Genomic DNA, 23676 nt, shown 5'->3' with positions numbered 1-23676 from the left:
CCCCGCCCTTACAGCGACAGATGCGCGTCGCGGACATCCGGACGCGCATCGAGCTCCGCCATGGTGCCGCCGAAACAGATCCGGCCGCGCTCGATAATGTAGGCGCGATCCGAGATCAGCCGGGCGAAATGCAGATTCTGCTCGGAGACGACGATGCTGACGCCCTCTTTCTTCATCGCCAGGATCGCATCGACCATCTGCTCGACGATCTTCGGCGACAGGCCTTCCGAGGGCTCATCGAGCAGCACCAGCGACGGATTGCCCATCAGCGTGCGCGCAATCGTCAGCATCTGCTGCTCGCCGCCGCTCATGCGGCCGCCGGGCCGTCCCCGCATCTCGCCAAGGTTCGGAAACAGCTTGAACAGCTTGTCGCGGTCCCATTGCGGCGCGCCCGCCCGTTTCGGCTGGCGGCCGACCTCGAGATTTTCCTCGACCGTCAGGTCAGTGAAGATGCGCCGCTCTTCCGGCACGTAGCCGAGGCCGCCGCGCACGATCGCGTGCGTCGGCAGCTCCGACACGTCCCTGCCCTCGAACATGATGCGGCCCGAGCGGTTCTCGACCAGCCCGACGATGGAGCGAAACGTGGTCGACTTGCCGGCGCCGTTGCGCCCGAGCAAAGCAACCACCTCGCCCTCGCCGACCTCGAGCGCGATGTCGAACAGGATGTGCGCCGTACCGTAGAAGCTGTTGAGGTCCTTCACCGTGAGCTTCATGCGGATGCTCCCTCGCGATGCCGCGCATCGTAAAGCAAGCCTTCGCCGAGATAGATCGCCCGCACCTGGGCATTGCCGCGCACCTCTTCGGGTGAGCCCTCGGCGATCAGGCTGCCGCGGTTGAGCACCAGGATGCGGTCGGCATGTTCGAACACCACATCCATGTCGTGCTCGGTGAAGAGAACGCCGATCGATTGCTCGCGCGCGATCCGCGCCGTCAGCCGCATCAGCTCGACGCGCTCGCGCGGCGCCATGCCGGCGGTCGGCTCGTCCATCAGCAGCAGCTTCGGCTGATTGGCGAGCGCGATCGCAAGCTCCAGCCGCTTGACGTCGCCATAGGCGAGCTCGCCGCAGGGCCGCTCCGCATAGGCGCCCATGCCGACCAGATCGAGCAGCCGTCCGGCCTCGCCGCGCGCCTGGCCCGCGGTCGAGGCCCACAGATTGAACAATTGCCCGCCATACGACACCAGCGCGACCTGCACGTTCTCGCGCACCGTCATGGTCGGGAACGTCGCCGCGATCTGGAAGGTGCGGCCGACGCCCATGCGCCAGATCACGCGCGGCTTCTTGCCGGTGGTCTCCGCCCCCAGCACGCGGATGCGGCCGCTATCGGGAATATTCTGGCCGTTGAGCATGTCGAAGCAGGTGCTCTTGCCCGCGCCGTTCGGCCCGATCAGCGCCAGGATCTCGCCGGCGCGCAATTCGAAGGAGACGCCGCGCACGGCATGCACGCCGCCATAGGACTTCGTCAGCCCTTCGACCGATAGCAATGTGGGGGCCATGCTCATTCGGCGGTCTCGATGCGTGAGGTGAGCAGCGGTGACGATGACGATCCGGATTTGCGCCGGCGATGCAGCAATGCTTCCAGCGTGCCGACGATACCCTTAGGGAAGGCGACCACGATCAGCACGACGAAGCCGCCGAGCACGAGCTTGGAGAGATCGGTCTGGCTGACCAGCCAGATATTGAGCGCCTTGTAGACGATCGCCCCGACCACCGCGCCCGACACGGTCTCGACGCCGCCGAGCAGCACCATGACCAGCGCATCGACCGACAGCGAGATGCCCATGTTATCGGGGAATACGCTGCCCTTGAGGTAGGCGAACAGCGCGCCGGCGAGACCGGCGACCGTGCCCGCGATCACGAAGGCGGTCCACTGGATGCGCTTGCCGTTGATGCCGATCGCTTCGCTGCGCAGCGGAGAGTCGCGCGTGGCGCGCAGCGCGAAGCCGAACGGCGAGAACACGATGATGCGGAGGATCACGACCGCGAGCGCGGCGATGCCGAGCGACAGCCAGTAGAAGTGCGCCGGGCTCGCCGCCCAGTTCGAAGGCCAGACCCCGAGAATGCCATTGTCGCCGCCGGTCACCGACACCCACTGGAACGCGATCGACCAGACGATCTGGGCAAACGCCAGCGTCAGCATCGCGAAATAGACCCCGGAGAGCTGCACGGCGAAGAAGCCGAACACAGCGGCTCCCACTAGCCCAAGCAGCGGGCCGAGCAGCAGGCAGACGATCATCGGCAGGCCCGCCATCTTGGCGAGCAGGGCCACGCCATAGGCGCCGAGGCCGAAATAGGCGGCGTGGCCGAACGAGGCGAGCCCGCCGACCGACATCAGGAAATGCAGGCTGACCGCAAAGATCACGAAGATCGCGATCTCCGAGCCGACGGTGAGCACGTAATTGCCGGCGACGAACGGCAGCGCGGCGGCGACGACGAGCACGGCAATCGCGGCGAGCCGCTCGTTCGCCGTCAGCGGCCGCCACGGATTGACGGTGAGGCCCGGCGTGCGCCGCGCCGGCGCTTCCGGCTTGCCGAACAGGCCCCACGGACGGACGATCAGCACCACCGCCATCACCAGGAACACCAGGATGATGGAGATCTTCGGAAAGATCAGGATGCCGAAGGCGTTGAGCTCCGACACCAGCACCGCCGCGACAAAGGCGCCGATGATGCTGCCGAGGCCGCCGATCACGACCACGACAAAGACCTCGACGATGATGCGCAGGTCCATCGCGTGATGAACGGCATCGCGCGGAATCTGCAGTGCGCCGCCGAGCGCGGCGAGGAAGACGCCGACCGCGAACACGCTGGTGAACAGCCATTTCTGATTGACGCCGAGCGCTGCGACCATGTCGCGGTCCTGCGTCGCCGCGCGCACCAGGATGCCCCAGCGGGTGCGCTGGAACAGCAGCCAGAGGACGCCGAGCACGACGGGGCCGAGCACGATCAGGAACAGATCGTAGCTCGGAATGTTCTGGCCGAAGAAATCGACCGCGCCCTTGAAGCCCGGCGCGCGGCGCCCGACCAGATCGTCCGGGCCCCAGATCAACACCACGAGGTCTTCGACCATCAGCGTCAGGCCGAAAGTGGCGAGCAGCTGGAACAGCTCGGGCGAGTGATAGATCCGGCGCAGCAACACCATCTCGACCAGCACGCCGATCGCAGCAACCGCCAGCGCCGCGACGACGATGCCGCCCCAGAAGCCCAGCGCGCCCGAGAAACGTTCGGTCAGCGTGAACGCGACATAGGCGCCGAGCATATAGAACGCGCCATGCGCGAAATTCACGATCCGCGTCACGCCGAAGATGATCGACAGACCCGAAGCGACCAGGAACAGCGACGCCGCGCTGGCAAGACCGGTCAGGAACTGGACGATATAGAAGGCCATGGGCGGTCCGCGTTGGAGTGGTCGCGACGATCGAGATCGCCGCGTCGTTTACTTCACCTCGCCCCGCACTTGCGGGGAGAGGTCGAATTCAAGCCCCAGCTTGAATTCGGGTGAGGGGGACTCTCCGCGAGCACGACTCGTGGAGAAAGCCCCTCACCCCAACCCTCTCCCCGCAAGAGCGGGGCGAGGGAGAAGAGAAATCAATCCTTCGGCCGCAGCTTCTCGATTTCGGCATCGCTTGGCAGATAGTCCGAGCCCTTGCGATAGGTGCTGTCGACCATGATGCCCTTGCCGTCTTTCAGCGCGGTCTTGCCGGTGAAGGCGCCAAGCGTCGACTGGTGATCGATCTTGCGGAAGGTGATCTCGCCGAACGGCGACGGCACCGAGATGCCTTCGGCCGCCGCGATCAGCTTCTCCGGATCGGTCGAGCCGGCTTTCGCAAGGATCGCCGCCGCCGACTTGATGGTCTGGTAGCCGACGATCGAGCCGAGCCGCGGATAGTCGTTGTACTTGGCTTGATAGGCCTTCAGGAACGCGTCGTGCTCGGGCGTCTTGATCGAGTACCAGGGATAGCCGGTGACGATCCAGCCCTCCGGCGTCTCGTCCTTCAGCGGATCGAGATATTCCGGCTCGCCGGTCAGGAAGCTCACCACCTTGCGGTCCTTGAACAGACCGCGGGTGTTGCCCTCGCGCACGAGCTTCACGAGGTCGGCACCGAAGGTCACGTTGAGGATCGCCTCCGGGTTTGCCGCGGCCACCGCCTGCACCACCGGGCCCGCGTCTATCTTGCCCTGCGGCGGCCACTGCTCGTCGACCCACTGGATGTCGGGCCGCTTCTCCGACATCAGCTTCTTGAACACCGCGACCGCCGACTGGCCGTATTCATAGTTCGGCGCGATCGTCGCCCAGCGTTTTGCGGGAAGCTTCGCCGCTTCTTCAACCAGCATCGCGGCCTGCATATAGTTGGAGGGACGCAGGCGGAACGTGTAGCGGTTACCCTTCGACCAGGTGATGGCGTCGGTCAGAGGTTCTGCCGCAAGGAAAAACACCTTCTTCTGGTTGGCGAAGTCGCTGACGGCGAGGCCGATATTGGAGAGGAACGTGCCGGTCAGCATCGCGACGTTTTCGCTCGACACCAGTTCGTTCGCCGCGGTCTGCGCATCCGCCGGCTTGCCGCCGTCATCCTTGGAGATGACCACGAGCTTCTTGCCGTTAATGCCGCCGGCCGCGTTGATCTCTTCCACCGCGAGCTGCCAGCCCTTGCGATAGGGCTCGGTGAACGCCGGCAGCAAGGAATAAGAGTTGATCTCTCCGACCTTGATTTCGCTCTGCGCCAAGGCCTGCGTTGTCATGGCGCTCGTTGCCATCGTCGCAACCGCGATCGCCAATCCCGCCCCTACGAAATAACCACGCATCCCGTCCTCCAGTTGTTCTGCAAAAGATTATCGCAATCCGTCTTCGCCCTTGACCTCATCGACCGTCAGCCCGCCGACGCGCGGCAGCGGCCGTCCGCTGTCGGTCACCGCAACCGCGACCATGATCTCGTTGGCTCGCGGCGCGTCGTTGATCTGCACCTCCATGCCGTCAAAATGGCTGCGCACGAAGGCCGCGTCCTTGTGCCCGAGCGGAATATCCAGCGTGGTGCCGGGCCCCGAGCGCTTCTTCGACGACGGGATCAGCGCCGCGCCCTTTGACAGCACCTTGCGCACCGGCGCGCCCATCTTGGGATGCAGGATCGCGGCCGCGTGCTCGAGCTCGCCATTCTCGCCGACGGCGGCCGCCTTGCCGTAACTGTGCGCCTTGGCGCCGTCGATGCCGAGCGCGGCCACCGCCCGTTTCGAAAGCAATTCGCCAAGCTCCTCGCCGATCGCGATCAGCGGCGACAGATCCTCGACATAGCGGCCGGCAAAGGGGTTTTCGATCACCGCGATCGCGGCGGCGCGCCGGGTCGGCGGCGCAATGGTCTTGCCCATCTCCAGATGGGTCTCCTCGACCACGGTGACGATCTTGCGAATGACGGCGCTCATCGTATCAGCCTCGCTCCCGGTCATGCCCGCAGCATGTTGTCTGTCGTTTGTCCCTGAAACGCGTGCGCAGCCGGCGCCCCGTCCCCAGTTGCACCGACAATTCGCGTTTCGCCCAGTAGACGCAATGCCGCGCCCTCGATCAATCCCGACATCAGGAGGTCGCGTGCCCGCGCCGCCCCCGCCTCGAGCGCCTGCTCGATCTCGTGTTCCGCCAGACGTCCGACATCGCGGGTCACCAGCCGTGCGCCGAGGTCGCTGTCGGGCTGCAACTCGCTCGCCGGAACGCGCAGGATCGCCGGATGGTCAGGCAGATCGACCGCATTGGCGATCACGGTCGCCGCCGCATCGGCCTGCGACGCCGTCCGCGCCAGCACGGTGACGGCATCGGCGATGCCGAGCGAGAAGCTACGGCCGTGGCGGCCGCTGGTGGCGATGCCGCGGACCGGCATGTCGCTATCTATCGTCATCGTGCGCATCACGCCATGGCGGTCCGGCCGGTCCATCAGGCCGACACTGAATTGTTCGCCATCGGCAAGATGCAGGGCGATGTCGCCGCCATTGTTGACATAGGCGCGATCGAGCGTTGCCGCCTCAAGCATCGCGCCAAGGATTTCCTCGGCGACCGAGCCCGCGACCGCCGCCATCGGCGTGATGAAGCAGTCGGCGGCAAACGTCGCGACCGCCGCATGCATCCGCCGCGCGACCACGCCTTTCAGCAAGCAGCGGTCGGGATCGGCCGCGCTGCGCAGCTCGGGAAGTTCCGCGCACAATTCGTCAAGCAAGCCCGTGAATCGCGCCGCCGCGGCTTGATAGGCGGCAGTCACGTCCACATCCCTGCCCTTGGCCTCGACGACCAGATCAATCGGGCCATCCTGCAAATGCAGCCGCTTGCCGTCAGGAAGAAGCGCGATTTGCGGGAGCCTGGTCATGCGCGCCGCCCGGGAAGATACGGCATCGGCCGGACCTCGGCGCTGTCCCGCAGCGAGGACAGCGGCCGGACATAATCCATGTGGCCGCCGAGCGCCGCATAGTCGGACAGCCGCATCGTGAACTCGATCGGCGCCACCAATGCCGGGGTCGGCACATAGCCGAAGGCGCCGGCCGGCATCTGCGTCACATCGACCATGAAGGTGATGCCGCCGCCGGGCCAGACATAGACCGGCGCGCCGCCGCTGGTCACCCGCGTCAGCGCGTCCTTGACCGAGCGGGTCAGCCGCACCGGATTGTCGGTGACGCCGGCGCGCAGCGATCCGCCCGCGCCGCCCATGAACAGCACGGTGCACAGTGCCGGCTCGCAATTCTCCTGGATGCGCTCGACCGAAAATTTGAGGTCCGTCGGCATCTCGGTCTCGACCGGCTTCAGCGCCTCGTCGAGCACGTAGTAGGACGCATGCTCGCCGGTGGTCGAGACCATCAGCATGGTGAGCCCGGGCCGCGCCTCCTTGGCATTGAAGGGACCGAGGATCGACAGCGGATCGGAGATGTTGGTGCCGCCCCATCCGGTGCCGGGATCGGCGACCTGGAAATAGCGGCCGGGCGTCGAGCGCCGGCCCTTCATCTTGATGCCGGTATCGGCGATGTCGAGCAGTTTGCCGGCCTGATGCTCGCTGAGCACGCCGGTGATGTGGTCGTCGACCACCACGACCTCATCGACCTTGCCGTGCCATTGCTTGGCGAACATGCCGATGGTCGCCGAGCCGCAGCCGACCCGCATCCGCTCTTCCGCCACACCATTGACGATCGGCGGCTGGCCGGCCTGCACCACGACGGTGGCGCCGCCGTCAATCACAAGCTCCACCGCCTTGCAGTTGGAGAGATCCATCAGCGTGTCGCAGGTGACGCGGCCTTCCTTCTTGGAGCCGCCGGTCAGATGATGCACGCCGCCGAGCGAGAGCATCTGCGAGCCATATTCGCTGGTCGTGACGTGGCCGACCGCCTCGCCCTCCGCGCGGACAATAGCGGTTTCGGGGCCGAGATAGCGGTCGGTGTCGATCTTCACCTTGACGCCGCAATAGGAGAAAATGCCTTCGGTCACCACCGTGACCATGTCGACGCCGTCAACCTCCGACGACACGATGAAGGGGGCAGGCTTGTAGTCCGGATAGGTGGTTCCGGCGCCGATCGCGGTGACGAAGAGATCGGGCTGGCGGACGATCTTGCCGTCCCAGTCGCCGCTCACCTGGAACGGCACCAGCTTGCCGCCATGCGACACCGTCCGCTCCAGCACGACATGCGGATCGACCCGCACCAGCGTGCCATCATGGTTGGCGTAGCGATCGCAGGCGCCGGCCGCGCCCGGCTTGATGTAACACATCACCGGACAGGCATCGCAACGTATCTTGTCGCCGGCGGCGACGGTCATTGTGTCAGCCATCGTGACCAAGCCTGGACTTGCGGGGACGGTCGATCATACTGCGCTTCCGCCTCCCCGCCTACATCGTTCGTATACGAATGATCCTGCGCGCGAGCTTGGGACCTGTCAAGCGGCCTTTGCAATCAAACCCTGCCATTCGCTTGCGCACCCTGTTCATAAAGCGTGCACTCGCTGCAGCGCGGCATGCCGCCGCTTGCACGTTTGTATACAAACGTTATCCTCATCCGCGATCTGACGCTGCCGTTGCAGCGCAAACATCAGGGGAGAACCGGGGCAATGCGCCTGACCGTGAACGGCAGGAATCACGATGTCGACGCCGCTCCCGACACCGCATTGCTTTACGTGCTGCGCAACGACCTCGCATTGAACGGACCGAAATACGGCTGCGGGCTCGGCGAGTGCGGCGCCTGCGCGGTGCTGATCGACGGCGTCGCCGCGCGCGCCTGCGTGATTCCGATCGAAGGCTGCGCCGGGCGCAGCATCGTCACGCTCGAAGGTCTCGGCAGTCGCGAGCATCCCGATCCCGTGCAGGATGCGTTCATCCGCGAGCAGGCCGCACAGTGCGGCTATTGCCTCAACGGCATGATCATCACCACCAAGGCACTGCTCACCCGCAACCCGAACCCTTCCGAGCATGAGGTGCTGGAAGCGCTGCGCTACAATCTCTGCCGCTGCGGTGCGCACATCGAGATCGTCCGCGCGGCGATGCGTGCCGCCGGCCACGCGCTCGAGGCGCGCGATTGATGGCGGGATCGGAGCAACGCATACGCGGCTCGCTGTCCGTCGTTCGCCCCGCGGTGCTCGGCGCGGAAGGCGCGTTCGAGACCTTCATCACCATCACCGCCGACGGTTCGGTCAATGCCTATAACGGCCATGTCGATCTCGGCACCGGCATCCGCACCGCGCTCGGGCAGATTGTCGCCGAAGAGCTCGACGTGTCGTTTGCCCGCGTCGTCGTGATCCTCGGCGACACCGCCGTGGTGCCGAACCAGGGCGCGACGATCGCAAGCGAAACCATCCAGATCACCGCCGTTCCCCTGCGCAAGGCCGCGGCGCAGGCGCGGCACTTTTTGCTTTCGCGCGCGGCGGAGCGGCTCGAACTGCCAGTCGACGACCTCACGATCGAGGACGGCCTGGTCCGCGGTCACGACAACCGCAGCGTCAGCTATGGCGAATTGATCGCTGACGAGACCATCCGGCTCGAGCTCGCCGACGACGTTCCGGTCAAGGCCGTCAGCGCCTATTCCGTCGTCGGCAAGTCGGTGCCGCGCGTCGACCTGCCGGCGAAGGCCACCGGCGAGCTCGTCTATGTCCACGACGTCCGCGTACCCGGCATGCTGCACGGCCGCGTCGTCCGCCCGCCTTACGCCGGCGTCGATGCCGGCCCGTTCGTCGGCACCAGCCTGATCGCGGTCGATGACGCCTCGGTGCGCGACATTCCCGGCCTTCTCGCGGTGGTGCGGATCGGCGATTTCGTCGGCGTCATCGCCGAGCGCGAGGAGAACGCGATCAAGGCCGCCGCGCAGCTCAAGGTGAGCTGGAAGCCTGGACCGGCGCTGACCGATCTTGCCGACATTGAGAAGGCGCTGCGCGCCAATCCCTCGACGCCGCGCCAGCTGATCGACAAGGGCGACGTCGATGCCGCGATCAAGGCGGCGGCCAAGCCGATGCAGCGGACCTATCTCTGGCCCTACCAGATGCACGGCTCGATCGGGCCGTCCTGTGCGGTTGCCGACTATAGCGAGAGCGCGATCCGCGTCTGGTCCGGCACCCAGAACCCGCACATCCTGCGCAGCGATCTGGCGCTGCTGATCCAGCGGCCGGAATCCGAGATCGACGTGATCAGGATGGAGGCCGCCGGCTGCTACGGCCGCAACTGCGCCGACGACGTCTCCGCCGATGCGCTGTTGCTGTCGCGCGCGGTCGGCCGCCCGGTGCGCGTCCAGCTGACCCGCGAGCAGGAACACGCGTGGGAGCCAAAGGGCACCGCGCAGCTGATGGACGTCAATGGCGGCCTCAACGCCGACGGCAACGTCGCCGGCTACGATTTTTCCACGCATTATCCTTCGAACGGCGCACCGACGCTCGCGCTCTTGCTCACCGGACGGATCGCACCTGAAGCCGCCGTGTTCGAGATGGGCGATCGCACCGCGATCCCGCCCTACGACTACGAGAATTTGCGCGTCGTCGCCAACGACATGCCGCCGATCGTGCGCGCCTCCTGGTTCCGCGGCGTGTCCGCGCTGCCGAACACCTTTGCACACGAATCCTATATCGACGAGCTTGCCGCTGAGGCCGAGGTCGATCCGATCGAGTACCGGCTGCGCTACCTGAAGGACAAGCGCGCGATCGACCTCGTCAACGCGGTCGCCGAACGCGCCGGCTGGACGCCGCGCCCGGTGCGCGAGGGGCGCGAGGCGGAAGGCGACATCGTGCGCGGCCGCGGCTTTGCCTATGCGCTCTACGTGCACAGCAAGTTTCCCGGCTACGGCGCGGCATGGTCGGCGTGGATTGCCGACGTCGCCGTCAACAAGGCGACCGGCGATGTCAGCGTGACCCGCGTCGTAGCTGGTCAGGATTCCGGACTGATGATCAATCCGGAAGGGATACGGCACCAGATCGAAGGCAACGTCATCCAGTCGACCAGCCGCGCGCTGATGGAAGAAGTCTCCTTCGAACGCGGCGCGGTGGCGGCGCGGGAATGGGGCGCCTACCCCATCATCCAATTCCCCGATCTGCCCAAGGTCGATGTGTTGATGCTGCCGCGGCAGGACCAGCCGCCGCTCGGCGTCGGCGAGTCCGCCTCGGTGCCGAGCGCCGCCGCGATCGCCAACGCGATCTATGACGCGACCGGCGTGCGCTTCCGCGAATTGCCGTTCACGCCGGAACGCATTTTGAAGGGATTGCGCGGCGAGCCACCCGTCGCGCCCGCGCCGCTTCCACCGCCCGCGCAGACGGCTGACCTCAACAGATGGCAGAATCCGTTTGCAAAGCGCGGCGGCGTGCTCGCCGGCATTGCCGCGCTCTGCGCCGCGGCCATCGGTGTCGGCGCAGCTGTGCTGCCCTGGCGCGCGATCGCGCCGATTGCCCGGCCCGATGCCGCGGTCTATTCCGCCGCAACGATCGCCCGCGGCAAGCAGCTCGCAGCACTCGGCGCCTGCGCCGTCTGCCACACGTCGGAACATGGCGTCACCAACGCCGGCGGCCGGCCGCTCGAAACGCCGTTCGGCATCATCACTACGACCAACATCACGCCCGACGTCGACACCGGCATCGGCGCCTGGTCCTATCCCGCCTTCGAGCGCGCGATGCGCGAGGGCATTCATCGCGACGGACGCCATCTCTATCCGGCTTTTCCGTACACGCATTTCGCCAAGACCAATGATGCCGATCTGCAGGCGCTCTATGCCTATCTGATGGCGCAAGCGCCGGTGCGCACCGAGACGCCGGCGAACACGCTGGCATTTCCGTTCAACCTGCGGCCGCTGCTCGCCGGATGGAATGCGCTGTTCCATCAGCCGGGTACGTTCCAGCCCGATCGATCGAAATCGGAGATCTGGAATCGCGGTGCCTATCTGATCGAAAGTCTGGGCCATTGCAGCGCCTGTCACTCGCCGCGCAATGCGCTCGGCGCCGAGCGGCAGCGCGCCTATCTCGCTGGCGGCTTCGCCGAGGGCTGGGAGGCGCCGGCGCTGATATCGCTGTCGAAGGCGCCGGTGCCCTGGAGCGAGGATGAGCTTTACGCCTATCTGCGCACCGGCGAGTCCCGCTTCCACGGCGTTGCCGCGGGCCCGATGGCGCCGGTCGTGCAGGAGCTCGCCGCGCTGCCCGATCAGGACATCCGCGCGATGGCGGTCTACCTCGCCTCGTTCAACGAGACCGCCGATCGGCAGGCCCATGCTGCGCTGGTGGCCAAGCTCGAAACCGCCAGCGCCGTCACCACCGCCGCGTCCGCGGGCGGCCGGATCTATCAAGGCGCCTGCGCCGTCTGCCATGAGGTCGGCGGACCGCCGCTGTTCGGCAGCCGGCCGTCGCTGGCGCTCAACAGCAATCTGCACAGCGACGTCCCTGACAATCTGATCCAGGTGATCCTGCACGGCATCGCCAAGCCTGCCGTGACCGATCTCGGCTACATGCCGGCCTTCAGGGACAGCATGAGCGACGGCCAGATCGCCGAGCTCGTCACGTTCCTGCGGCGGCAATTTGCCCCAGGCAAACCGGCCTGGACCGATGTTGCCGCAACCGTGGGCCGTATACGGCGGACCATAGCGCGCTGACCTGCCATGTTCCGGGCAAAACCCACTGGGCGGGCGGCGCCCGGCAGGCTAAGGTTCCCGCATGACCGTGACAGATATCGCGACCCGGACCTACAACCATGGCTGGCGGCTCGACCCGATCGTGCGCAGCCTGCTGGACACCGATTTCTACAAGCTGTTGATGCTGCAGATGATCCGGGAGTGCTATCCGGACACCCGCACGACCTTTTCGGTGATCAACCGCTCGACCCATATCCGGCTCGCCGAGGTCATCGACGAGGGCGAGCTGCGCGCCCAGCTCGACCACGCTCGCACCATCCGCTTCGCCAAGAAGGAATTGATCTGGCTCGCCGGCAACACGTTCTACGGCAAGACCCAGATGTTCTCGCCCGACTTCATCAACTGGCTCTCGACCTTCCGCCTGCCCGAATATGAGCTGAACAAGGTCGACGGCCAGTATGAGCTGCATTTCCACGGGCCGTGGACCCACACCACGATGTGGGAGATCCCGGCGCTTGCGATCCTCAATGAGCTGCGCTCGCGCGCGGCGACCAAGACCTACGGCCGCTTCGCGCTCGATGTGCTCTACGCCCGCGCCAAGGCCAAGCTGTGGGCCAAGGTCGAGCGGCTGCGCAAGCTGGATGGCTTGCGGCTGTCCGACTTCGGCACGCGCCGCCGCCACGGCTTCCTGTGGCAGCGCTGGTGCGTCGAGGCGGTGAAGGAAGGCCTCGGTCCCTCCTTCACCGGAACGTCGAACGTGCTGCTCGCGATGGACAACGACCTCGAGGCGATCGGCACCAACGCCCATGAGCTGCCGATGGTGGCGGCGGCGCTCGCCAACGACGACGAGGCGCTGCGCTGGGCGCCCTATCGCATCCTCGATCAATGGCGCCACACCTATGGCGGCAACCTGCTGATCGCCCTGCCCGATGCATTCGGCACCAAGCCGTTCCTGCGCGATGCGCCCGACTGGGTCGCCGACTGGACCGGCTTTCGTCCCGACAGCGCGCCGCCGATCACGGCCGGGGAAGACATCATCAAGTGGTGGAAGCAGAAGGGCCGCGATCCCAAGGAGAAGCTGTTGGTGTTCTCCGACGCGATGGATGTCGGCTCGATCGAGGAGACGTTCCATCACTTCAAGGGCCGCGTGCGCGTCAGCTTCGGCTGGGGCACCAACCTCACCAACGATTTCGTCGGCTGCGCGCCCGACGGCACCGCCGCGCTCGATCCGATCTCGATCGTCTGCAAGGTGACGTCGGTCGACGGACGCCCGGCCGTCAAACTCTCCGACAATCCGGAGAAGGCGACCGGCATTCCGTCCGAGGTCGAGCGCTATTTGCGCGTGTTCGGCAATGTCGGCCGTGTTCGCACCGCAGTTCACGTCTAAATCAACGCACCGATCACTCCGATCGACTGACCTGACGAGTTTTGCATGCCCGCACCCAAGCCGCCTGCCTTCGAAACCCTGAGCCTGCACGCCGGCCAGCGCCCCGATCCCGCGACCGGCGCGCGCGCGGTTCCGATCTATCAGACCACGTCCTACGTCTTCCAGGACGCCGACCACGCCGCCGCCCTGTTCAACCTGGAACGCGCCGGCCACATCTATACGCGGATCTCGAACCCGACCACCGCGGTTCTGGAGGAGCGCATCGCTGCGCTCGAATGCGGCGTCGGCGCGATCTGCACCGCCAGCGGGATGGCCGCGATGCATCTGGCGATCGCAACGCTGCTCAATGCCGGCGACCACATCGTCGCCTCCGCCTCGCTCTATGGCGGCACCATCAACATTTTGGCGCATACGCTGCCGCGCTTCGGCATCACCACGACGTTCGTGAAGCCGCGCGCGCTCGACGAATTCCGCGCCGCGATCAAGCCGAACACGCGGCTCGTGATCGGCGAGACCATCGGCAATCCCGGCCTCGAAGTGCTCGATATCCCCGCGGTGGCGCAAATCGCGCATGATGCAAAGATTCCGCTTCTGATCGACAACACCTTCGCGACGCCTTATCTCAGCCAGCCGATCGAGCTCGGCGCCGACATCACGATGAACTCGGCGACCAAATGGATGGGCGGTCACGGCATCGCGATCGGCGGCGTCATTGTCGATGGCGGCCGGTTCGACTGGCGCGCCTCCGGCAAATTCCCGCAGCTGACCGAGCCCTATGCCGGCTATCACGGCATCGTCTTCGACGAGCAGTTCGGCAAGGCCGCCTTCATCATGCGCGCTCGCACCGAGGGCCTGCGCGATTTCGGCGCCTGCCTGTCGCCGACCAACGCGTTCCAGCTGCTGCAGGGCATCGAGACGCTCGGCGTCCGCATGGACCGCCATGTCAGCAACACCCATGCGGTGCTGGACGCCCTCGCCGCCAACAAGGCGGTCGACTGGGTGCTGCATCCGTCGCTGGAGACGCATCCGGACTACGCGCTGGCGAAGAAGCTGTTGCCGCGCGGCGCCGGCTCGATCATCAGCTTCGGCATCAAGGGCGGCCGCGCCGCCGGCAAGAAGTTCATCGAGTCCCTGAAGCTGATCAGCCATCTCGCCAATGTCGGCGACGCCAAGACGCTGGTGATCCACCCCGCCAGCACCACGCATCAGCAGATGGATGCCGATCAGCTCAAGGCCGCCGGGATCGGCGAGGAGCTGGTGCGGCTCTCGGTCGGCATCGAGACCGCGCAGGACATCATCGACGATCTCGGCCAGGCGCTGCGCGCCTCGCAAAGGACTTGAGCCATGCAGCTTTCCGTCAACGGGACAGACACCTTCATCGCGACCGGCGGCAAGCCGTTCGATGCATCGCTGCCGGCCGTGGTGATGATCCACGGCGCCGGCTTCGATTCCTCGACCTGGGCGCTGCACAGCCGCTGGTTCGCCCATCACGGCTATTCCGTGCTGGCGCCCGACCTGCCCGGGCATGGCCGCTCCTCCGGCAAGCCGCTGAAGACAATCGCCGAGATGGCCGACTGGATCGCGGCGCTGATTGCCGCGGCCGGCGCAGCGAAGGCCCGGCTGATCGGCCATTCGATGGGGTCGCTGATCGCGATCGAGACCTCGGCGCGGCATCCCGACAAGGTCTCCGGCCTTGCGCTGATCGGCACCGCCGCGACCATGACGGTCGGCCCCGACCTGCTGAAGGCCGCCGAGGCCAATGATGCTGACGCGATCGACATGGTCTCGATCTGGGGCCTCGGCTTCAAGGCCGAGCTCGGCGGCAGCCTCGCGCCGGGGATGTGGATGCACCAAGGCGCGCAGCGGGTGCTGCAGGAGGCGAAGCCCGGCGTGCTGTACAACGACCTCAACGCCTGCAACGCCTACCAGAACGCGCTGACCGCCGCGGCCGCGGTCAAGGTGCCCGCGACCTTCATCCTCGGCGAGCGCGACATGATGACCCCCGCCAAGGCCGGCAAGGCGCTGGCCGCCGCGACGCTGAACGCGCGGACCGTGGTGCTGGCGGGCGCCGGCCACATGATGATGGTCGAGCAGCCCGACGAGCTGCTGGCGGCGCTGCGGTAACAGCCCTCTTCCCTTCTCCCCTTGTGCGAGAAGGTGGCGTAGGCGGCCTACGGCCGCCGTCAATTAAATGACACCGACGCATAGCGTCGGCTACGGCGCCGGATGGAGGGGTCTGTCTCCGCGGAGAGAGACCTCTCAGCCGGCTCCGATGCTTTCGCATTCGAAGTGCCCTGCCGCCACTACTGCTGGTGACGTTGGGAACTCAAAAATATCGAAAACAACCCCATGCAAAGTAGCAGGGCGGCCGCCGGCAACCGGACAAGCAACTTGACGCGTCGGGCAAATCAGCGATATCTTCTATTATTCCGAAATCCCGCGGACATCCCGGCGCAAGAGCGTAGGCGTCCGTCGCGATTCTCACCCACCATGCCAGTGCGAGGGCGACTTGCCGGGTAAGCACTCGATTCATATCAATCACCAATGGCGGGTCGTATTCCGGTGAACCGACACCGGTCCGGCGGGCGTGGAGATAATCGACTACCACTAGCTGGGGCGTGTTCTCATAATTCGAGGCGGCTCGGATCACGCGTGTTGGACGTCTGCCATGGCCCTGACAGGAGCGCGACAGCGGGCATTGCCGCAAGTCCGAGAGGGGCCAGAAGCGGTGATTCAAGCCAGCCAAGAGCGAATTAGCTTGCCTTGCTTTGAGTCCTTTTGCACTCTCAGGTTGGGAGGCCGATGCATGAAGATGAAGATTATAACCGTCGTGTGCACTCTCGGAGCTGCCCTGGTGCTGTGTAACCTCGGGGCGTCCGGTGCTGAAGCCCGGGCACGGAAGGCACAAGTCGTTCATGAACGAACGAGGGTCGTTATCCCGACGCCCGTGATAAGGCCGACCCCGTGGGATTATTATATTGTTCCACGATATCGCTATCGCCCTGAAGACGATCGGGTCGATCCATACGGGCCGCCCCTGGTGTCGTCTTGGCGCCTCTATGAAGGGTGGCGGTGGCCATACTGGTGGTGAACAGCGATCACGCCAAACAGATTGCATTCCGGGAGAAGTGGTGATCGTTCCCTGACGGACGCGGCGGTGGCGGCTTCGGGCCAACAGCCGAAGTTGCGAAACGCGCCGATTATTGTGGCTCTCTCAGATGCCAATCTCCCTTTCGACGCTCGATAGAGGTCGGAGACCTTCGTTGCGGCGCTCCCAACGACGATGCAAGAAGGCCGACCCGGGCATTCCCGTCCCAACCAATGAATTCGTAGAGCCATTGCCCGTCGTCGGGAGTGCGATAGTGCCATTCCTTGAAAGACGAACTGGGCTTGCTCGGAACGATATCCATTCCGTTGGGAGGTCCGGAAGGACCCTCCCCCGAGGCAACGGAGGCCAGCCAGCGTTTGTCGGGAGAATAGTGCGGAGGTGCAACGATGCTTGTATCATCGCCCGTGTCCACCCATACAAGCCGCCAACTCACACCTTCCCAATAATCGACTTCGATCAGCAACAGATCGTGCTCGGGAAAATAGCCGGTCAGTTGATATTTGACGCAGCCATCGGCGTCACTGCTCTGACACTTCGCTTCCTCGTTCAGATAAATTCGCGTCTTCCCGTTCCTGAACGCCAACTGCAAACCGGGACCTACGCGTCGGGCCAGTTCGCCAATCTGTTCCAGACAAGCTTTCTCTGAGCGATCAATATCGCCTGCGCCATAGTCGCCGATGCATCGGCCGTCTTGCGACGGATGATCAGAAAAGGAATAGGGAACGGCTGCGGTTGCTGCTGCGTCGATGCAGAGACATGCTGCCGCGCAGGCGATCACCAGCCGTGCGAGTAGAGCCCTCATTTGCCAAGCCCAGATCAGGAAACGCCGCCCCCGGCGTGATAAGAGAAAACCCTATTGGTCGGGTTAATGGCTTAGGTCAAAGTTGCCCGTCGGTGGGATCGGTTAGAAACACGAAGCCACCAGCGCGAGAAAGATTCCACAACTCCCAAAACGTCAAGCTTCGGCGAGGAAACCAGACACGCCACGGGTCAACAGAGACGGTACGTCCGCCTCGGGTCACAACCGGTGAAGCTCAGGATGAGCGCAAGATTTCCGCCTCGCCTCCAAGACCCGACATTTTGCAAGAGCACGACCACTCAGGCGGTCGGAAAGAATTTCCGAGCGGCCGCTTGCGGCACGCGTCGGACGGCGCAGGTGCAGTTTGGTGGATGATGCTGCGACGCCGAACGCCCGTATTGTGGTGCTACCGGGCGCGGGCGACATGATGATGATCAAGCAGCCGGACGAACTGCTGGCGGCGCTGCAGTAGTAGCGCTCGAGGCCCTGCACTTCCCTTCTCCCCTTGAGGGAGAAGGTGGCTCGCATCGACAGATGCGAGCCGGATGAGGGGTCTCTATCCGCGGAGGCAGACCCCTCACCCCGCTTCGCTGCGCGAAGCGACCCTCTCCCACAAGGGGAGAGGGTGCATCTCACGCGTGGATAGCGTCGCAGTCACTGCTTCGCCGGCTTGCGCTCGATCGGATGGATGTCGATCGCGCGGAGGCGGCCGAGGCGCAGCACGTCCATCGCCAGGGTGCGGTCGATCCGGCTGTGATCGAGCGCACGGATCAGATCGTCGACACCGTTGATCTCGACGCCGTCGAGCCTGATCACGACATCGCCCGGCAGCAGCGCCGCCCGCGCGGCCGGACTGTCCGGCTCGATCTGCATCAACAGCGCGCCCATCTTGTTCTCGACGCCGGCCAGCACCGCATGCCGCCGCGGCACCGGCGCGGTTTGCCCTGCGACGCCGATATAGGCACGGCGGACATAGCCGTGGCGGATGATCTCCGACAGCACGAACTGCGCGGTGTTGCTGGCTACCGCAAAGCAGATGCCCTGCGCGCCATTGATGATCGCGGTGTTGATCCCGATCACCTCGCCCTTCGACGACACCAGCGGCCCGCCGGAATTGCCGGGGTTGAGCGCGGCGTCGGTCTGGATCACGTCCTCGATGGTGCGCCCGCTGACCGAGCGGATCGAGCGTCCCAGCGCCGACACCACGCCGGCGGTCACCGTCGATTCAAACCCGAGCGGATTGCCGATCGCGACCACCAACTGGCCGCGCCGCAGCGTCTTGGAGTTGCCGAGCGAGGCATAGGCCAGATCGCGCGCGCCATCGGCCCGCAGCAGCGCGAGGTCGGTGTCGGGGTCGACGCCGAGCACGTGGGCGTCGGTGTCGAAGCCCTCGGTGTCGCGCAGGCGGATTTCCTTCGACGATCCGACCACATGGCTGTTGGTCACCACGAGCCCGTCGGGCGAGATCACGATGCCCGAACCGAGCCCGCCGCGCTCGCGCGCATTGCGCAGCTTCGGCCCGGTTTCGACGCGGACCACGGCTGGGCCGACGCGTTCGGTCACATCGATCACGGCATTGGAATAGGCATCCAGCAAAACCCGGCCATCATCACGGGCAGCGTCAGCCGCCCGCGATGATGGCGTGTCACCGGCGGCATCTGAGGTAAAATCCAGCATGGCGAGAGTCCTTTGGTCTCCTCAGATGGTGACCGGCTCCCACCGCCGCAAGTGGTTACGCCCCGCGCAGCCCTGCCCTGTTGGCTAGAGCGTTTTCCGATCACGTTGCGTCGTAACCAGCCGCGACGAGATAATTTTGACATTCCTCGGGTGAGAAGCGTTTGAGAGCGTTGGCGATTGCTTGCCAGAGATCGGGCATGGTGCGCGCTGCGGCGGCCCGCAACAGCGCTTTCAGTTTGGAGAAGGCCATTTCAATCGGGTTGAAGTCTGGACTGTAGGGCGGAAGATAGAGCAGGCTAGCTCCGACCGCCTGGATGGCCTCTCGAACGCCATGGACCTTGTGAGCGGGCAAGTTGTCCATGATAACGGTATCGCCCGGCCGCAGCGATGGGGCGAGCAATTGCTCGACGTAGGCCAGGAAAGCGTCGCCATCCATTGGACCGTCCAGAACAAGCGGCGCGATCAGACCGTCGGAGCGCAATCCAGCGGTGAACGTCGTCGTCTTCCAATGTCCGTGTGGGATAGCTGCACGACATCGCTCGCCGCGTGGCGAGCGCCCGTAACGCCGCGCCATTTTGGTGTTGGCGCTGGTTTCGTCGATGAAGACGAGACGCTCAGGGTCAAGGTCGATTTGCCCTTCGAACCACTCCTCACGTGCGGCATTTATATCGCCGCGCCGTTGCTCGGCGGCGTGCGCTGTCTTTTTTTAAGTGTGATCTTTCTGCGCTGGAAAAAACGCCAGAGCGACGCGATGCCAGTCGATATTCCACGACGTTTCAACAGTTCTCGCAACTCGGCAAGCGTGATATCCGGCCTCGCTGTCACCGCCTCCAGAATCAATTGCGAATGCGCTTCGATGCGCTGCGATTTGCGGTCACCGCCCTGGCGTTTAGGAACGATGTCGCCAACTTTCTTGAGGCGACCGCGCCAGCGGATCGCACTGGCCGCGCTGACACCAAAGCGCTCAGCAGCCTGTCGACAGGACATGCCACCGTCAATCGCGGCTACCACCCTTTGGCGAAGATCAACCGAAAGCGCCCTGGCCATACATGCTGGCCTCCCTCGCCAGCATGCAGCTTGAATCTGACTCGCGCCGTTTTGGGAATCCCCACCCGATTCTTTCCGGTCGGAAAATGCTCTAGGGCGCCCGCCGCAGCGTCCCGCCACGCTCCCTGACCGGATCGAGCAGCGACCAGTCGCCATCCGGCAGCACATGGCCCTTGGGAAACGGCGCGCGCGGATCGAGCCCTAGCGATCGCAACACGCGGTCGTCACGGTAGTAGCATTGCAGCACGACGCGAACGAGCGTCGCCGCGGCAGCGTCGCCGCGGGCACGAAACTCCTGCGCCACCGCGTCGCGCCTGGCATCGTCGAGCTCGGCGAGCGGCTTGCCGGCGAGATCAGCCAGATGATCCAGCGCCTGCGCGACCAGCGCAGTATCGCGGCCGAGCGTTGCCAGCATGTCGGCCTGGATCGCGGCATCGTCCGCGCCCGGTACCTTGTACTCGTCACTGGCGGGAACGATCATCGCGGCGACGGTGCGGAGATCGGCGCGCTGGGCTGCGGTCAGTTCTTTGCTATCGGACATGTCGGTCTCTGGCGGTCTCAGTCGAACAGGTTGGCGAGGCGCTGCTTCATCTGGTCGGCGATGTAGAGCGCGAGGGCCTGGATGGTGGAGGTCGGGTTCACGCCACCCGAGGTGACGAAGATGCTGCCGTCGACGATGAAGAGGTTCTTCACGTCGTGCGAGCGGCCCCATTCGTTGACCACGGAGCGCGCGGGATCGGTGCCCATCCGCGCGGTGCCGAGCAGATGCCAGCCGCCCCACGGGATCGGCGCATTGATGCAGAAATCGGTTGCGCCGGCGGCTTCGAGCACTTCGCGGCCACGCGCCAGCGCATGGTCCATCATCTTCCGGCTGTTCTCGCTGATCGTGTAGTCGATCCTGGGCGCGGGAATGCCGTGGCTGTCCTTCAACACGGGATCGATCGTGACGCGGTTGTGCTCCTCGGGAAGGTCCTCGCAGATCGCCGAGAATCCGAGCCGATGACCGTTGAGCTTGCGGAACGCGCGGTGATGATCCTTACCCCAGGGCAGAATGCCCTTCTGCTCGCTCGTCACGGCCTCGAATACCGGCCCCGCGCCGCGGACGAACTGGACGCCGTAGCCGCGGACGAAGCCGCGCGACAGATCCGTGTCATACCACTCCTTGCTCCACAGGCAGGTCGGCGGCGCCCGGTTGGAATCGGTCGGCTCTTCGACATAGCCGTAAATCTGCGCATAGGGGTGGAACATCAGGTTCTTGCCGACCAGGCCGGACGAGTTCGCCAGCCCGTTCGGAAATTTCCCTGACACCGAGTTCAGCAGCAGCCGCGGCGTGCCGACGCCGTTGCAGGCGATGATGACGACCTCGGCCGGCTGAAACTGCTCGACGCCGTCCTTGTCGTAGTAGACGACGCCGGAGGCCATGCCGTGCTCATTGGTCAGTATCTCGCGCACCCGGCAATGGGTCTTGACCTCGACCCCGGCGCGGATCGCGTGCGGCCAATAGGTGATGTCGGTCGAGGCCTTGGCGCCCTGCGCGCAGGCCGGCGTGCAATGGCCGAGATTGATACAGCGCGCCCTGCCCTCATAATCCATCGTCGCGACCGTGGTGTCCGACGGCCACCAGTGCCAGCCGAGCTTGTTCATGGCCTTGCCGATCAGCGGGCCTGACAGCCCGAGCGGCTGCGGCGGCATCGGCGGATGCGACAGCGGCGACAGCGGGTCGCCCGACAGGCCCGACGTGCCCATGATGCGATCGTTCTCCTCGAAGAACGGCGTCAGCGCGTCGTAATCGATCGGCCAGTCGTCGGCGACGCCGTCGAGCGTCTTCACCTTGAAGTCGGACGGATGCAGCCGCGGCCAGTGCGCGGTGTACATCACGGTCGAGCCGCCGACCGCGTTGAAGTTGACGACCTTGATCGGCGAATTGTCGTCGTTAACAGGGTAATCCTCGGGCCGCTTGCGGATGTTCGGGCTGGACGACCACTCGCCGTAGAACTTCGCCTCCCAGTCGCGCCCGGTGCTCGGATATTCGGCAGGGTTCATCCAGCCGCCCTGATCGAGGCAGAGGATGTGCATCCTGGTATCGGCGAGGCTCCAGGCCACCGCGGCACCGGAGGCGCCGGCGCCGATGATCAGGACGTCAACGGGATCGTTCATTCCGATTCCTTGTTCTTGAGATCCCGTCATTCCGGGGCGGTGCGCTGCATCGAACCCGGAATCTCGAGATTCCGGGTCTGGTCCTTCGGACCATCCCGGAATGACAAACCCACAACCTCAATTCACGATTCTCACCGGCAAGCTTCGTATACCGCGGATGAAATTGGAATAGAGCCTTTGTGGTGGGCCCATGATCTCAAAGCGGAGGTCGCGCGCCAAAACCTCCTCCCAGAGGATGCGGAGTTGCTGCTCGGCGAGGCGGTCGCCGACGCAGCGGTGGATACCGGCGCCGAAGGCGAGATGCTGGCGCGGCTTGGCGCGGTCGATGATGAATTCATCGGCACGCTCGATCTTGTCTTCGTCGCGGTTGCCGGAGATGTACCACATCACGACCTTGTCGCCCTTCCTGATCCGGCGGCCGGCGAGCTCGACATCGTTGCGGGCGGTACGGCGCATATGCAGGACCGGCGTGTGGTAGCGGATGGTCTCGGAGACCAGGTTCGGGATCAGCTCGCGGCGGGCGCGGACCAGCTCGAACTGCGTGGGGCTTTCGCACAGCGCCATCAGACCGGCCGACATCGAATTCCGCGTGGTGTCGTTGCCGCCGACGATCAGAAGCGCCAGCGTGCCGAGGAATTCGCGCGGTTGCAGGTTTCGCGTCGCCTCCGAATGCACCAGCATCGAGATCAGGTCGAAGGTCGGCGGCGCGTCGGCGCGCGCATCCCATAATTTGCGAAAATACTCGCCCATCTTGACCATCTCCTCGAAACGCTCGTGCTCCGAATGCACGACAGCGTCGGGCGAATCGACGTTGGCAATCGCCACATCGGACCACCAGGTCAGCTTCATGCGATCTTCCCAGGGAAAATCGAACAAGGTTGCCAGCATCATGTTGGTGAGATTGGTCGAGACCCGCTCGACCCAGTCGAAGGTCTCGTTGCGCGGCAGCGCGTCGAGCACAGCAGAGGTGCGTTTGCGGATCAGCGGCTCGAAATTGGCGAGGTTGGACGGCGCCACGATGGGGGCCACCGTGCGGCGCTGCGCCGTATGGCCCGGCGGATCCATCCTGATGAAATTTGCGATTTCCTGGCCCTTGGGCTGATCGACCACCTGAATCCCGCCGATTTCCGACGAATAGTTGTCGTGATCCAGCTCGACCGCAAAAATGTCGTCGTAGCGCGTCACCGACCAGTACGGCCCGTAGGCGGAGGCCTCGCAATAATGCACGGGATCGTCGCGGCGGAGCTGTGCGAACAACGGCCGCCAAATGTCGTCCTGATAAAGCCGGGGGTTGCTGACGTCGATCGACGTGGGTCTGGGCAGCGCCTCTCCCATCGCTTCACTCCCGCTGGTTCCGTCGCCGCTTGGCGGGCGATCGTGTTGTCGGACCGACGATAAAGGGAATCCCGCGGCCGAGTAAAGCTGTGGAGCCCGCGATCCGCCTCACGGAATGTCG

General features: G+C 65.1%; 18 protein-coding genes. 5 read left to right on the top strand and 13 right to left on the bottom strand.

Features of this window, described 5'->3' with window-relative positions; all coding sequences use genetic code 11:
- Positions 1 to 8: 8 nt before the first annotated feature.
- The 7 genes from WDM24_RS11780 to WDM24_RS11750 form a co-directional block, all read right to left on the bottom strand.
- Positions 9 to 713 (bottom strand): ABC transporter ATP-binding protein, encoded by a 705-nt coding sequence (locus tag WDM24_RS11780; protein ID WP_338831332.1) that lies wholly within the window; start codon positions 711 to 713, stop codon positions 9 to 11.
- Positions 710 to 1501 (bottom strand): ABC transporter ATP-binding protein, encoded by a 792-nt coding sequence (locus WDM24_RS11775; RefSeq protein WP_166203310.1) that lies wholly within the window; start codon positions 1499 to 1501, stop codon positions 710 to 712. Before WDM24_RS11775 ends, WDM24_RS11780 begins: the two co-directional genes overlap by 4 nt.
- Positions 1498 to 3387 (bottom strand): ABC transporter permease, encoded by a 1890-nt coding sequence (locus tag WDM24_RS11770; RefSeq protein ID WP_338831331.1) that lies wholly within the window; start codon positions 3385 to 3387, stop codon positions 1498 to 1500. Before WDM24_RS11770 ends, WDM24_RS11775 begins: the two co-directional genes overlap by 4 nt.
- A gap of 200 nt (positions 3388 to 3587) precedes the next feature.
- Complete coding sequence (locus WDM24_RS11765) at positions 3588 to 4802, bottom strand: ABC transporter substrate-binding protein (RefSeq protein ID WP_338831330.1); 1215 nt, start codon at positions 4800 to 4802, stop codon at positions 3588 to 3590.
- A 27-nt stretch (positions 4803 to 4829) separates the two neighbouring features.
- Complete coding sequence (locus WDM24_RS11760; RefSeq protein WP_029078203.1) at positions 4830 to 5414, bottom strand: amino acid synthesis family protein; 585 nt, start codon at positions 5412 to 5414, stop codon at positions 4830 to 4832.
- 20 nt (positions 5415 to 5434) lie between these two features.
- Positions 5435 to 6343 carry a UPF0280 family protein gene (locus WDM24_RS11755; RefSeq protein WP_338831329.1) on the bottom strand — a complete coding sequence of 303 codons (909 nt, stop codon included), beginning with the start codon at positions 6341 to 6343 and terminating at the stop codon, positions 5435 to 5437.
- Positions 6340 to 7788: a 6-hydroxynicotinate reductase gene (locus WDM24_RS11750; protein WP_338831328.1), complete on the bottom strand. Its 1449-nt coding sequence runs from the start codon at positions 7786 to 7788 to the stop codon at positions 6340 to 6342. The genes WDM24_RS11755 and WDM24_RS11750 overlap by 4 nt, the downstream gene beginning before the upstream one ends.
- Before the next feature lie 276 nt (positions 7789 to 8064).
- Between WDM24_RS11750 and WDM24_RS11745 the strand changes: the two genes are divergently transcribed.
- The 5 genes from WDM24_RS11745 to WDM24_RS11725 all read left to right on the top strand — a co-directional run bounded on the left by WDM24_RS11745 (position 8065) and on the right by WDM24_RS11725 (position 15555).
- On the top strand, positions 8065 to 8532 hold the full coding sequence (locus WDM24_RS11745; RefSeq protein ID WP_338831327.1) for a (2Fe-2S)-binding protein: 468 nt from the start codon (positions 8065 to 8067) through the stop codon (positions 8530 to 8532).
- Positions 8532 to 12065 (top strand): molybdopterin cofactor-binding domain-containing protein, encoded by a 3534-nt coding sequence (locus WDM24_RS11740; protein ID WP_338831326.1) that lies wholly within the window; start codon positions 8532 to 8534, stop codon positions 12063 to 12065. The genes WDM24_RS11745 and WDM24_RS11740 overlap by 1 nt, the downstream gene beginning before the upstream one ends.
- 61 nt (positions 12066 to 12126) lie before the next feature.
- Positions 12127 to 13431 carry a nicotinate phosphoribosyltransferase gene (pncB, locus tag WDM24_RS11735; RefSeq protein WP_338831325.1) on the top strand — a complete coding sequence of 435 codons (1305 nt, stop codon included), beginning with the start codon at positions 12127 to 12129 and terminating at the stop codon, positions 13429 to 13431.
- Positions 13432 to 13476: 45 nt separating this feature from the next.
- Positions 13477 to 14772, top strand: a complete 1296-nt coding sequence (locus WDM24_RS11730) for an O-acetylhomoserine aminocarboxypropyltransferase (protein ID WP_166203294.1) — start codon at positions 13477 to 13479, stop codon at positions 14770 to 14772.
- Between the two features lie 3 nt (positions 14773 to 14775).
- Entirely contained in the window at positions 14776 to 15555 is a 780-nt protein-coding gene (locus WDM24_RS11725; RefSeq protein WP_338831324.1) for an alpha/beta hydrolase, read from the top strand.
- Positions 15556 to 16631: 1076 nt separating this feature from the next.
- Here the strand turns inward: WDM24_RS11725 and WDM24_RS11720 are convergent.
- From WDM24_RS11720 to WDM24_RS11690, 6 genes are all read right to left on the bottom strand, one after another.
- On the bottom strand, positions 16632 to 17342 hold the full coding sequence (locus tag WDM24_RS11720) for a hypothetical protein (RefSeq protein ID WP_338831323.1): 711 nt from the start codon (positions 17340 to 17342) through the stop codon (positions 16632 to 16634).
- Between the two features lie 651 nt (positions 17343 to 17993).
- Positions 17994 to 19016, bottom strand: a complete 1023-nt coding sequence (locus WDM24_RS11710) for a S1C family serine protease (protein ID WP_338831322.1) — start codon at positions 19014 to 19016, stop codon at positions 17994 to 17996.
- Between the two features lie 100 nt (positions 19017 to 19116).
- Positions 19117 to 20063 (bottom strand): IS630 family transposase gene (locus tag WDM24_RS11705; protein ID WP_166081867.1). Its coding sequence is split into 2 segments (ribosomal slippage): positions 19117 to 19724 and positions 19724 to 20063, totalling 948 coding nucleotides; the frame shifts between segments, so codons are not numbered across the junction.
- A 91-nt stretch (positions 20064 to 20154) separates the two neighbouring features.
- The gene (locus WDM24_RS11700; RefSeq protein WP_338831321.1) at positions 20155 to 20604 is read right to left on the bottom strand and encodes a hypothetical protein; all 450 of its coding nucleotides are present in this window, start codon (positions 20602 to 20604) and stop codon (positions 20155 to 20157) included.
- A 17-nt stretch (positions 20605 to 20621) separates the two neighbouring features.
- Complete coding sequence (locus tag WDM24_RS11695) at positions 20622 to 22220, bottom strand: GMC family oxidoreductase (RefSeq protein WP_338831320.1); 1599 nt, start codon at positions 22218 to 22220, stop codon at positions 20622 to 20624.
- A gap of 117 nt (positions 22221 to 22337) precedes the next feature.
- The gene (locus WDM24_RS11690) at positions 22338 to 23555 is read right to left on the bottom strand and encodes a cytochrome P450 (RefSeq protein ID WP_338831319.1); all 1218 of its coding nucleotides are present in this window, start codon (positions 23553 to 23555) and stop codon (positions 22338 to 22340) included.
- Positions 23556 to 23676: the final 121 nt, after the last annotated feature.

It is taken from the genome of Bradyrhizobium sp. 27S5 (assembly GCF_037217225.1).
GTDB classification, from domain to species: Bacteria; Pseudomonadota; Alphaproteobacteria; order Rhizobiales; family Xanthobacteraceae; genus Bradyrhizobium; species Bradyrhizobium septentrionale.
The sequence above is the reverse complement of the archived record's forward strand: the minus strand, read 5'-3'. Positions and strand labels throughout refer to the sequence as shown.

Coding starts and splice junctions, on each gene's coding strand:
- WDM24_RS11780 (WP_338831332.1), bottom strand. CDS start 713: ATGAAGCTCACGGTGAAGGACCTCAACAGCTTCTACGGTACGGCGCAC.
- WDM24_RS11775 (WP_166203310.1), bottom strand. CDS start 1,501: ATGAGCATGGCCCCCACATTGCTATCGGTCGAAGGGCTGACGAAGTCC.
- WDM24_RS11770 (WP_338831331.1), bottom strand. CDS start 3,387: ATGGCCTTCTATATCGTCCAGTTCCTGACCGGTCTTGCCAGCGCGGCG.
- WDM24_RS11765 (WP_338831330.1), bottom strand. CDS start 4,802: ATGCGTGGTTATTTCGTAGGGGCGGGATTGGCGATCGCGGTTGCGACG.
- WDM24_RS11760 (WP_029078203.1), bottom strand. CDS start 5,414: ATGAGCGCCGTCATTCGCAAGATCGTCACCGTGGTCGAGGAGACCCAT.
- WDM24_RS11755 (WP_338831329.1), bottom strand. CDS start 6,343: ATGACCAGGCTCCCGCAAATCGCGCTTCTTCCTGACGGCAAGCGGCTG.
- WDM24_RS11750 (WP_338831328.1), bottom strand. CDS start 7,788: ATGGCTGACACAATGACCGTCGCCGCCGGCGACAAGATACGTTGCGAT.
- WDM24_RS11745 (WP_338831327.1), top strand. CDS start 8,065: ATGCGCCTGACCGTGAACGGCAGGAATCACGATGTCGACGCCGCTCCC.
- WDM24_RS11740 (WP_338831326.1), top strand. CDS start 8,532: ATGGCGGGATCGGAGCAACGCATACGCGGCTCGCTGTCCGTCGTTCGC.
- pncB (WP_338831325.1), top strand. CDS start 12,127: ATGACCGTGACAGATATCGCGACCCGGACCTACAACCATGGCTGGCGG.
- WDM24_RS11730 (WP_166203294.1), top strand. CDS start 13,477: ATGCCCGCACCCAAGCCGCCTGCCTTCGAAACCCTGAGCCTGCACGCC.
- WDM24_RS11725 (WP_338831324.1), top strand. CDS start 14,776: ATGCAGCTTTCCGTCAACGGGACAGACACCTTCATCGCGACCGGCGGC.
- WDM24_RS11720 (WP_338831323.1), bottom strand. CDS start 17,342: ATGAGGGCTCTACTCGCACGGCTGGTGATCGCCTGCGCGGCAGCATGT.
- WDM24_RS11710 (WP_338831322.1), bottom strand. CDS start 19,016: ATGCTGGATTTTACCTCAGATGCCGCCGGTGACACGCCATCATCGCGG.
- WDM24_RS11700 (WP_338831321.1), bottom strand. CDS start 20,604: ATGTCCGATAGCAAAGAACTGACCGCAGCCCAGCGCGCCGATCTCCGC.
- WDM24_RS11695 (WP_338831320.1), bottom strand. CDS start 22,220: ATGAACGATCCCGTTGACGTCCTGATCATCGGCGCCGGCGCCTCCGGT.
- WDM24_RS11690 (WP_338831319.1), bottom strand. CDS start 23,555: ATGGGAGAGGCGCTGCCCAGACCCACGTCGATCGACGTCAGCAACCCC.